At 53.0% G+C, this 10,974-nt stretch carries 10 protein-coding genes; 7 read left to right on the top strand and 3 right to left on the bottom strand.

Going from position 1 to position 10,974, the window contains the following annotated elements; genetic code table 11:
* From proC to PPL9_RS03650, 3 genes are all read right to left on the bottom strand, one after another.
* Positions 1-809: pyrroline-5-carboxylate reductase (gene proC, locus PPL9_RS03660; RefSeq protein WP_082596505.1), on the bottom strand; the 809-nt coding region annotated here is incomplete at its 3' end.
* 3 nt (positions 810-812) lie between these two features.
* Complete coding sequence (locus PPL9_RS03655; protein ID WP_057461379.1) at positions 813-1,574, bottom strand: aspartate/glutamate racemase family protein; 762 nt, start codon at positions 1,572-1,574, stop codon at positions 813-815.
* An 85-nt stretch (positions 1,575-1,659) separates the two neighbouring features.
* Positions 1,660-2,358 (bottom strand): GntR family transcriptional regulator, encoded by a 699-nt coding sequence (locus PPL9_RS03650; RefSeq protein ID WP_008551148.1) that lies wholly within the window; start codon positions 2,356-2,358, stop codon positions 1,660-1,662.
* Between the two features lie 206 nt (positions 2,359-2,564).
* On the opposite strand from PPL9_RS03650, the gene PPL9_RS03645 reads away from it, so the two are divergent.
* The 7 genes from PPL9_RS03645 (at position 2,565) to PPL9_RS03615 (ending at position 10,953) form a co-directional block, all read left to right on the top strand.
* A complete protein-coding gene (locus tag PPL9_RS03645) occupies positions 2,565-4,256 on the top strand; it encodes a thiamine pyrophosphate-binding protein (RefSeq protein ID WP_057461378.1) in 1,692 nt (563 codons plus the stop codon).
* A gap of 5 nt (positions 4,257-4,261) precedes the next feature.
* On the top strand, positions 4,262-5,401 hold the full coding sequence (locus tag PPL9_RS03640; RefSeq protein ID WP_057461377.1) for an enolase C-terminal domain-like protein: 1,140 nt from the start codon (positions 4,262-4,264) through the stop codon (positions 5,399-5,401).
* Positions 5,398-6,639: an FAD-binding oxidoreductase gene (locus PPL9_RS03635; protein WP_057461376.1), complete on the top strand. Its 1,242-nt coding sequence runs from the start codon at positions 5,398-5,400 to the stop codon at positions 6,637-6,639. Before PPL9_RS03640 ends, PPL9_RS03635 begins: the two co-directional genes overlap by 4 nt.
* A 33-nt stretch (positions 6,640-6,672) precedes the next feature.
* Positions 6,673-7,653, top strand: a complete 981-nt coding sequence (locus PPL9_RS03630) for a TRAP transporter substrate-binding protein (RefSeq protein ID WP_057461375.1) — start codon at positions 6,673-6,675, stop codon at positions 7,651-7,653.
* A gap of 61 nt (positions 7,654-7,714) precedes the next feature.
* Positions 7,715-8,248: a TRAP transporter small permease gene (locus tag PPL9_RS03625; protein ID WP_057461374.1), complete on the top strand. Its 534-nt coding sequence runs from the start codon at positions 7,715-7,717 to the stop codon at positions 8,246-8,248.
* Between the two features lie 5 nt (positions 8,249-8,253).
* Positions 8,254-9,567 carry a TRAP transporter large permease subunit gene (locus tag PPL9_RS03620; protein ID WP_057461373.1) on the top strand — a complete coding sequence of 438 codons (1,314 nt, stop codon included), beginning with the start codon at positions 8,254-8,256 and terminating at the stop codon, positions 9,565-9,567.
* A 1,032-nt stretch (positions 9,568-10,599) separates the two neighbouring features.
* Positions 10,600-10,953: a hypothetical protein gene (locus PPL9_RS03615; protein ID WP_057461372.1), complete on the top strand. Its 354-nt coding sequence runs from the start codon at positions 10,600-10,602 to the stop codon at positions 10,951-10,953.
* The last annotated feature ends 21 nt before the right edge of the window (positions 10,954-10,974 follow it).

The raw sequence follows: 10,974 nt of genomic DNA, 5'->3' as shown, positions 1-10,974 counted from the left end.
TTTTTGGCAGCTGCAACAGCGCGGGAAAGAAGTGGCGGCATGCCGTCCTCTTCGTTCATAAGCACATCGAGCGCCGCGGCTGTGGTGCCGTTTGGAGATGTCACATTGATGCGCAGCTGGGTAGGGTCATCGCTGGCATCTTCTGCCAGTTGCCCTGCTCCGCCAACGGTGGCTTTAGCCAGTTGCATTGCCAGTTCTTCCGGCAGCCCCTGCTCTGCGCCTGCTTTGGCGAGGCACTCGATCAGGTGGAACACATAGGCAGGTCCAGAGCCGGAGACTGCAGTTACAGCATCCATCTGACTTTCGTTTTCCAGCACAACGGTCTGACCAACAGCGGCGAGCAGTTCTTGTGCCATAGCCAGATTGCTTTCCGAGCAGTGGTCGTTTGGAATGAGCGCGGTGATGCCGCGGCCAATTGCTGCCGGCGTGTTTGGCATGGCGCGGATGATCGGGCTGCCCTCACCTACCAGAGAAAGAAGTGTGGTCAGGTTTGTGCCTGCTGCAACGGAAATGAACACGGTGCTGCCACCGCCTAGCGCGACGACCTGAGGGGTTGCATCCCCCATCATCTGAGGTTTCACAGCCAGAATACACACTGCGGGAGCTGCTGGCAGTTGCTTGTTCAGGCTTAGGCCATGATCTTCCAGTGACCTCAGCCAGTCAGATGGATAAGGATCAATCACAGTTGTGCTGGAAGGCAGAACGCCTGCTTCCAGCCAGCCCTTCAGCATGGCTGAGCCCATCTTTCCGCAGCCAAGCAAAACGAGGCCGTTTGTGTTTATCTGTTCAATCTGACTAGGCTTCGACATCGATTAATTTCCGTAAGTCGCTAAATTCAAACGCGGGTCATCCAGTTCCAGCGGGAACTTACGCGGAACCAGACCGGATTGGAACCAGTTCACGAACGTGTAGATGGAATATACGGGCAATCCGGTGAGTTTGCGGATGTCATTGGCATAGGGCACCATATTGGTGCACTCCAGAACGATGGCGCCAATGCCCTCGTTTTTGGTCACCAATTCTGCGGCAGCGTCCAACAGATCCAGACGGGCATCTTCAAAGTTGATGGCGTCATAGTCATCCAGCACTTCGCGCGTGAAGTTGCGCAGACCATCTGTGCCTACAATCACCGTGTCTTCCGGTGCGCCTGCTGCTTTCAGGTGCTCCTTGGTCAATGTTTCTTTGGAGATGGTGATGACGCCGACGCGCTTGTTCTTCGGCAGAAGCTGCTGCACGCTTGGGATCTGCATCAAGGAAGATGTTGCGACGGGTACGCCAAGCGCTTCCTTCACCTCGTCCTGAATGAGAGCCAGAAAACCGCAGTTGGTGGTGATGCCATCACAGCCGGTCCGCACCAGATCGCGGCCAGCTTCAACAAACAGATCCACCAGTTCACGCGGATCATTGCGCACCACCTTGTTTGGGGTCGCACCGCGGACCACGCGATAATGCACTGGAAACGGCCATGTCTGGGCATTGCCGATGTCGCCGTAAATGCGCGGGAACTTGGTTTCCAGCATGAGAATGCCGACTGAGGCACCAAATACGGTCTTGCCTCCATACTCAACGGACATAATTCAAAACCTCTTCTATAAAATTGGAGGGCAAAGCAGGTTAAGTGTTGGGGACCTGCGACCTGCTTTGCTTTTGGTACTCGCGTTAATCAGCTGGAACGTAGAGCTGCGAATAGGCGATGCGTACTGCCTCTGTTGCTTCATCGCGGCGTCGTTCAATATGGTGACGCATGGTGGAAACGGCTTTGTCTTCATCCCGGTTGATCAGGGCGGTCAGCACCACACGGTGGGCCGAAAGCTGGGCTTCCTCCTGCGTAGAAACAGGTGTCTTGCCGCGTAGGTATTTCAAGTCGACAAGACGGATGTAACGCACGCGGTCATTCAGGTTTTCCAGAATGCGGACCAGCTCGTTGCTTTGAGACAAGGCAGCGATGCGCATGTGATACGCCTCATCCATGCTCAAAAGCTCCATCGGGTCTTCGCAGCTGTCATAGTCCGGCTCAGTGGACTTCAAAAACTCCATCAGGTCCTGAAGTTCTTCATCACTGGCTCGGCGGCAAACAAGGCGGACAATCTCCGTCTCAATGGCGACACGCGCTTCATAAAGGTCGAGAATAAGCTTCGGGCTCAGGGGGCGGCAAAAGAAACCGCGGCCACTCTGGAACGTGAGGAAGCCTTCTGCCACGAGTCGATTCAACGCCTCGCGCAGCGGTGTCCGGCTTGCGCCCAACTCTGTGGATAACGCGCTTTCGTTGATACGGGCATCCGGCTTAAGTTCGAAATAGGCCGCCATTTTCCGTAGTTTTTCGTAGATGCGGTCCACGTTGCTATCAGCTTTTGTCATTCCAAAATCGCTCTCAATCCTGCCGTCGCAGGCCCCAAAAATTGGCTCAGCACTTACCACGTCATAGATGAACTGTACATTCCATTTGACCTGCGCTCAATATTGAATATGGTGCTGTATACAATTTTGAGTGCAATCGATTCTGCATTCTTCGGGTTTAGTAAATTGCCTGCTTAACAGGTGGGACGGGTCTGATAGGTGACACTGTGACGAATAAGATGAATGGTGCAGAAGCCATGGTAAAAATGCTGGAGGCGCAGGGCGTCCAGCACATTTTCGGTCTTTGCGGCGATACAACACTGCCGTTTTATGACGCGATGTATAAGCTTGATCACAAGATGACCCACGTTTTGACCCGTGATGAGCGCTGCGCCACTTACATGGCCGATGCGTATTCACGAGTGACCGGACGTCCGGGTGTGTGTGAGGGGCCGTCTGGTGGTGGCGCAACCTACATTTTGCCGGGTCTGATCGAAGCCTCTGAAAGCTCTTATGCTGTGCTTGGCATTACGACGGACATTTCTGTCGGGTCCTACGGCAAGTACCCGCTGACTGAAGTGGATCAGGAAGCGCTGATGCGTCCGCTGACCAAGTGGAACACCGTGATCAAGCGCGCTGACCACATTCCGCGGATGGTTCGTAAAGCCTTCCGTGCCATGACAACCGGTCGCTCCGGCGCAGCTCACCTCGGCCTGCCCTACGACATTCAGTATGATGCGGTCGATGCCTCTGACATCTGGGCAGATCAGCAGCTGACATCATATCCAGCTTACCCTCAGGCCCCTGCTCCAGGTGCTGCTGAAGCTGCGGTTGACGCAATCCTTTCTGCCAAGAAACCGCTGATTGTGTGCGGCGGCGGTGTTGTGATTGCTGGTGCTATGGAAGAACTGGACCGTCTGGCATCCCGTCTCGACATTCCGGTTGCAACATCCATCTCCGGTCAGGGTTCACTGGCTGAAACCCATACAAACTGTGTCGGTGTAGTCGGGTCCAATGGCGGAACAGACGAGACATGGGAAGCCATGGCCAACGCGGACCTTGTGGTGTTCATGGGGGCTCGTGCCGGCTCCACCACCACCTCCCGCTGGGAAGCGCCATCTACTAAGACCCGTGTTGTTCACTTCGACAACGACCCAATGGTGATCGGTGCCAACTACGAAGTGGAAGTTGGCGTTGTTGGTGACCTCAAGCTTTCCCTTGCGCAAGTCAACGCTGTTCTGGATAAACGCGATCAGGGCGCTGACACTTTCGGCGGTGCTGCTGCTGTTGCAGACATCAAGAAACGTAAGTTCGAGATCTTCAACAAACTGGCTCAAAGCGGTGAAGCGCCAATCCGTCCTGAACGCGTGATTGATGCGATGATGAAGGTGTTGCCGGTTGATGCCACAGTGATCTCCGATCCAGGCACCTCCTGTCCGTACTTCTCTGCTTATTACCAGCTGCCGCAGTCTGGTCGTTACTTCATCACCAACCGCGCGCATGGCGCATTGGGTTACTCGCTCTCTGCTGCGCTTGGTGCATGGTATGGCCGTCCAAGCAGCAAAGTGGTTGCTATGATGGGTGATGGCTCCTTCGGCTTCACTTGTGGTGAGCTGGAGACTGTGTGCCGCTCCCGTGCGCCTATCACGTACATCGTGTTCTCCAACTCCAGCTACGGCTGGATCAAAGCGAGCCAGTATGCGGACACAGATGCGCGCTACTACAATGTAGACTTCAACCGCACTGATCAGGCCGCTGTTGCCGCTGCTTATGGTGTGAAGAGCTGGCGCGTTGAAAATCCTGATGATCTGGAGCGTGTGCTCAAAGAGGCAATCGAACATGACGGTCCAACGCTGATTGATGTTGTGACGCAGCCTCTTGAAGAAAGTAACGCACCTGTACGCCGCTGGATGGGATAAGAGCCATGAACGCTGAACAGAAAATCACCGGGATGGATGTCTGGCACGTACAGTTGCCAGTGAATGCCCGCCGCGACCATGGCATTGGTTCTGTTGAACACGCCGTTGATATTGTCATCCTCCGCTTAACGGCGGAGGGGGGCGAAACCGGCTGGGGTGAAGCCTCGCCGTGGTCCGTCTTCACCGGATCAGCAGAAGCCACCTTTGCGGCGCTTGACCGCTACATCCGTCCGCTTGTTGTTGGCCGTACCATTGGTGAACGCGCCACGATCATGAAGGACGCCCAAAAGGCGGTTGCTCATTGTACCGAGGCGAAAGCTGCTCTGGAAACAGCACTGCTCGACCTACAGGGCCGAATCTCTGATTTGCCTGTCTGGGCGCTTCTGGGTGGTAAATGCCGCGATACGATCCCTCTTTCCTGTTCTATTGCTGATCCTGATTTCGATCGTGATTTGGCATTGATGGAACGTTTGAAAGAGGATGGTGTGCGCATCATCAAGCTCAAAACAGGCTTCAAGGGTCATGAGTTTGATATGATGCGTATGGAGCGCCTACGCATGAGCTATCCTGAGTTTTCCATTCGCGTGGACTACAATCAGGGTCTGCACCACGATAGTGCCCTAGCGTGCGTTCGCGACATCGCGAGTTTTCAACCAGATTTTATCGAACAGCCGGTTGCGCATAACCTTCGGGAACTTATGGCAACTATCCGAAATTCCATCGATGTGCCGCTTCTTGCGGACGAAAGCATCTTTGGGCCAGAGGACATGCTGACCGCGATTAACATGGGGATAGCTGACGGTGTTTCAGTCAAAATAATGAAGAGTGGAGGCTTGACTCGGGCCCAAACTGTAGCCCGCATGGCCGCAACCGCTGGTATGAGTGCCTATGGCGGCGACATGTTTGAATCCGGCCTCGCCCACCTTGCCGGAACGCATATGATTGCTGCAACGCCAGAAATCACTTTAGCTTGTGAGTTTTATCAGGCAAAATACTTCCTAGTAGAAGACCTTATGGAAACGCCATTTGAAACCAGAGGCGGCGATGTGATCGTTCCGCAAACGGCAGGCTTGGGAGGCCGGCCGGATCTGGAGAAAGTTGAGCACTATGCGATTTCCAAGAGTGCGGTGCTGGGGGCTGCATGAATAAAAATAATGTCGTCGTCATCGGTGCAGGGATCGTTGGTGTATCAGCAGCTTTATGGTTGAAGCGTGAGGGTCATGATGTGACCCTCATCGACAAGGGTGAGCCCGGCATGGGCGCATCCTTTGGCAATGCATGTGTTCTGGCCAGTTGCTCCGTGGCGCCAGTCACAGCGCCGGGTCTGATCCTGAAAGGCCCAAAGCTTCTGCTGGATCCAAACTTTCCGCTGTTCCTGCGTTGGAGCTATCTGCCGAAGCTGGCGGGTTGGCTGGCACGTTACCTGTCACACGCAACGGATAAGGAAACCCGCCGCATCGCGCAGGGGCTGACGCCGATTGTTGGTGACAGTGTGGACCAGCACCATGCATTGGTGGACGGAACCAGCGCTGCAAAGTGGCTTCAGGAAAGCACCTACAGTTTTGCCTACAACGACAGAGCCGCCTTTGAAGCAGACGCATACACCTGGGAACTGCGCCGCAAAGCCGGGTTTGTGCCGGAATTGATTGAAGGTGACGCCGTTCACGAGATGGAACCAATCCTTGCCAGGAACATCAAGTTGCTGGCGTTGATGCGTGATCACGGGTTCATTCAGGACCCGGGTGCGTATGTTCAGGATCTGGTGCAGGTTTTCAAAGAGATGGGCGGCACATTTGTGCAGGCCGAAGTGAAGGATTTCGATCTGTCGGGCGGCTCGATTTCAGCCGTCATGACTGACAGAGGACGTTTTGAGTGTGATCGTGCCGTTCTGGCAACTGGCGTCTGGTCCAAGCCTTTGATGAATAAGCTTGGCATCAGCGTACCGCTGGAAGCCGAGCGCGGTTACCACATTTTATTCAAGAACCCGAGCGAGCAGCCGAGCCAGCCAATCATGGTTGCCTCCGGCAAGTTCGTGGCAACGCCAATGGCACAGGGATTGCGCTGTGCGGGTGTTGTTGAGTTTGGCGGGCTGGAAGCTGGTGCTTCCAAAGCTCCTCTGGCTCTACTACGGAAAAAGGTTCGCGAGAGCTTCCCGCATCTGGAAGCATCAAGCGAAGAAGAATGGTTGGGCTTCCGCCCTGCGCCATCGGACAGTCTCCCCCTCATCGGTGAAGTGGGCAAAAGCGGTGTTTATGCAGCGTTTGGGCACCACCACATCGGCCTGACGGGCGGTCCAAAAACCGGGCGGCTGGCCTCTGATCTGATCAGCGGTAAACGCCCCAATAACGATATAAGCCCTTACGATCCGCAAAGATTTAATTGAGGGCATCACTAATTTTCTTGGAGGAGAGAACATATGAAGAAGTCTAGTCTACTGGTCACCTTGAGTGTTTCCGCTATGGCGTTGGGGGCAACTGCTGCTTCTGCGGAAAAGTGGGACCTGCCAATGGCGTACTCAGGGTCCAATTTCCATTCTGTAACTGGCGCTGAATTTGCAGCTTGTATTACGTCTGGCACTGGCGGTGAAATCGAAGTAACCACTCACCCGGGCGGCTCCCTGTTTAAAGGCGGCGACATCAAGCGCGCAGTTCAGACCGGTCAGGTGCCAATCGGTGAGCGTCTGCTTTCCGGTCACCAGAACGAAAATGCCCTGTTCGGTGTGGATTCCGTTCCATTCCTCGCAACATCTTTTGATGATGCGGCAAAGCTTTGGACTGCTGCAAAGCCAGCGCTTGAAAAGGTTCTTGGCGAACAGAACCTGACCCTGCTGTATTCCGTGCCATGGCCTCCTCAGGGTCTGTACTTCAAAAATGCAGTCAACTCTGTTGCTGACATGGAAGGCATCAAGTTCCGCTCTTACAACACCGCAACTGCGCGTCTTGCTGAGCTGACAGGCATGCTGCCAGTTTCCATTGAAGCTGCTGAAATCTCTCAGGCGTTTGCAACCGGTGTTGCTGACTCCATGGTCTCCTCCGGTGCAACTGGTTACGATCGTAAAGTTTGGGAAAGCCTCAACTACTTCTACGAAGTGGATGCATGGCTGCCACGCAACTACATGCTTGTAAACTCTGATGTGTGGTCTGGTGTTTCTGAAAAGAACAAAGGCATCATTCAGGGCTGCGCGGCAACGGCAGAAGCAGCTGGCCTCAAGCGTTCTATCGACTACACAAACTTCACCCTTGATGGCCTGCGTGAAGGCGGCATGAAGGTTGAAAAGGGTAGTGACCAGATGAAAGCTGACCTGCAGGAAATTGGTGCAACCATGACTGCAGAATGGCTTGAAGCTGCTGGTGACGATGGCAAGGCTGTTGTCAGCGCCTTCAAAGCAATGAAATAAGCACGCAAAAGCCGGAGAACCTTTTGGAACTCCGGCTTTTCTTTTTTCGAGGGGGAGAACAATGAAGCTGACACGCGCACTGCGCTTAGGGCTGGATGGGATCTACAAGACAGCTGGAGTTCTTTCCGCGCTTTGTCTGATTGCCATCCTCGGACTGATTGTCGTGCAGATGCTGGCACGTTGGACGGGAGAGGTCTTTCCGGGCGCCGCAGAATATGCAGGCTATGCCATGGCCGCCGCCAGTTTCCTTGCATTTGCCAATGCCTTGAACAAGGGCATCCATATTCGCGTATCCATCCTGCACCAAATGCTGGGCAAGACAGCACAGCGCATTCTGGAAATCTGGTGTTTTGCCATTGGCTCCGCCACGATCTGGTACTTCGTGTACTACGCCTATCGTTTCGTCTACTGGTCTCACAAGTTTAATGACATCAGTCAGGGACAGGACCGCACACCGCTTTGGATCCCACAGGGCTTTATGTTCCTTGGTGCCTTGATCCTTGCGATTGCTCTCACAGACCACCTCCTTCAACTCATATTCACTGGCAAGCACCGTATTGCGCCTGAACTTGAAGAAGCAGTTGCCGGAGAATAAGAGCAATGGAAAATATAAGCATTATCATTCTGTTCCTGTTTGTCATGTTCACCTTGCTTGGCACCGGCGTCTGGGTCGGTCTGGCGCTCATGGGTGTGGCATGGGTTGGCATGGAACTGTTCACCACCCGCCCTGTTGGCGACGTGATGTTGACGACCATCTGGTCGGCGTCCTCCTCCTGGACACTGACGGCGCTGCCGCTGTTCATCTGGATGGGTGAAATCCTGTATCGAACCCGATTATCGGAAGATATGTTCCGTGGCCTTGCCCCATGGATGGCCCGCCTTCCAGGTGGTCTGGTTCACACTAATATTGTGGGCTGTACAGTCTTTGCAGCGGTCTCCGGTTCTTCTGCCGCAACGCTGACCACCGTTGGCAAGATGTCTATCCCCGAGCTGCGTAAACGTGATTATCCGGAAAAGATGATCATTGGCACGTTGGCTGGTGCAGCAACGCTGGGTCTGATGATCCCGCCGTCCCTGACGCTGATCGTTTATGGCGTGACCATTAACGAGAGCATCTCCAAGCTGTTCTTTGCAGGCATTATGCCGGGCATCGTGCTGGCTGGCATGTTCATGGCCTATGTGGCGATCACCTCTAAAGTCTCTTCTAAATGGGATCCGAAAGCGGAACCTGAGATGAGCTTTGCTGAGAAGGTCAAGAACACCCGCTTCCTGCTGCCAGTGATCCTGCTGATCCTCGTTGTGATTGGCTCCATGTATCTGGGCTACGCAACGGCGACAGAAGCTGCAGCCTTTGGTGTGATTGGAAGTCTGATCCTTGCAGCTTCTCAGGGCTCACTGTCCTGGAAGAGCTTCACGAGCAGTTTGATGGGGGCGACCTACACCTCCTCCATGATTGCACTGATCCTTGCCGGTGCTGCGTTCTTGTCTCTCTCCATGGGCTTTACAGGTCTGCCGCGCGGTCTGGCTGACATGATCGCAACGCTGGAGCTCAGTCGCTTTGAGCTGCTGATGGTGCTGCTGGTGTTCTACGTGATCCTCGGCATGTTCCTGGATGGCATTTCTTCTGTGGTGCTGACCATGGCTGTGGTGGAGCCTATGATCCGTCAGGCGGGCATTGACCTGATCTGGTTTGGTATCTTCATCGTGGTGGTGGTTGAGATGGCGCAGATCACGCCGCCGATCGGGTTTAACCTGTTCGTGCTGCAAGGCATGACCAACTATCAGATGGGGTTCATTGCGCGGGCAGCGTTCCCGATGTTCCTGATCATGGTCGCGATGGTCTTTGTTCTGATCGCGTTCCCTGAGATCGCCACATGGCTGCCTGAGAACATCCGCAGCAGGCCCGGAGGTTAGCGCCTCTGAACCACCTGCCGTAAATGCCGATCTCTTAATGCCCCGATCTACAAAAGTAGGTCGGGGTATTTACTTAGAGTAAGCAATCTGAGGTTCATCAGCTTAGTTTGATTAAACCATTAAGTGCGCACAGACGCTGGATTCCTCATTTCTAAATTTCCGGATTTGTTCTCTTCAACTGACACTATTATCCACTTTGATTGCCCTGATTTGCCGTTGTGTGGTCACTTTTAAGGTAAATATATGACCTAAACGGCACCTTGGTGATATATTTTCACTATAAAATGAGTGTCACCCTCATATTTTTTGTGTTGACAGACGTATGAGTGTGACATGCATCACGTCATGCGAGGTAACTTACTCAAACGTAAGGTACTTTTTATCGATAAATTTTTATGTAAGATAAATTTAATATACCATAAGTATAAAAATACTGATATTTCAATAATACCTAGAGTTGTATTTGCACTAAACATTTGGATAACATTTATTCTAGATCTAAAAGTATAAAATTGTTCGCCACATTTCCGCCCCAATTGCGGCCAAATATTGAACTCAGATCAGGTCACCTCCCAAAACGGGGATGTGTAACTGGCGGATTGCATCGTATCTGTAATGTGTACTCAAAGTGGTATGATGAGATTAATGCAAGTTATGCATAGGGGATTTGATTAGGACTTCAGGTAACTGAAGTTGGTTGGGTGACACTAAACGTTACTCAAAACGTTTGTCGCTATGAGGCATGCTCATTGTGAGCATTTAGCGAAGCTGGGAGGCTAGGCTATGACATATATTCGTAGTGTAGACTTGCATTCTGAATGCGGCATTAGCAGTGTTCGGGTGCGTCCAGGGACTTCTTCGAAATAGAGAACCGACTTGGATTGGGACCCTTTGAAGCCAACACGTAACGTGTAGCCATCTAAAGGACCTCCTGCCAGCGGTATCACACCAACAATTTAACATCACTGTACCTCGGAGTGCGCTTCGGGAGCGGTGAAACTTATCTAACTTTTGTCTGAAAGGGATAAAGACATGGGCTGGTGGAATCCATTCAAAGCAATCGCAAACGTCGTAACCAAAGCTGTTAGCGCAGTGATTGAAACTGTCTCCGATGCATTTGGTCAGCATGAGCTTGGTCAGAAGATCGCAGGCGTATTTGAAGCTGTGGTCGACACTGTTGTTGATGTTGTCGTGGACATAGCCGTGGGGGTTGCAACATCAAACCCAGTTACGGCCGTTGTCAGCGTCATCACCAACATCGCTGAAGGGGTAAAGGACGTTTATGACGCTCTCAACCCTGCATCTGAAACTGTAGAAGTTGCTGCAGCAGATGCACCAGTGCTGGAAGGCAATGCAGACTACGGTTCTGATGACATGTTGATGTAATCAGAACGGTTCGGGCGCCAC

The organism is Pseudovibrio sp. POLY-S9, from assembly GCF_001431305.1.
Taxonomy (GTDB): domain Bacteria; phylum Pseudomonadota; class Alphaproteobacteria; order Rhizobiales; family Stappiaceae; genus Pseudovibrio.
This window is presented reverse-complemented; position numbering and strand designations above follow the sequence as displayed.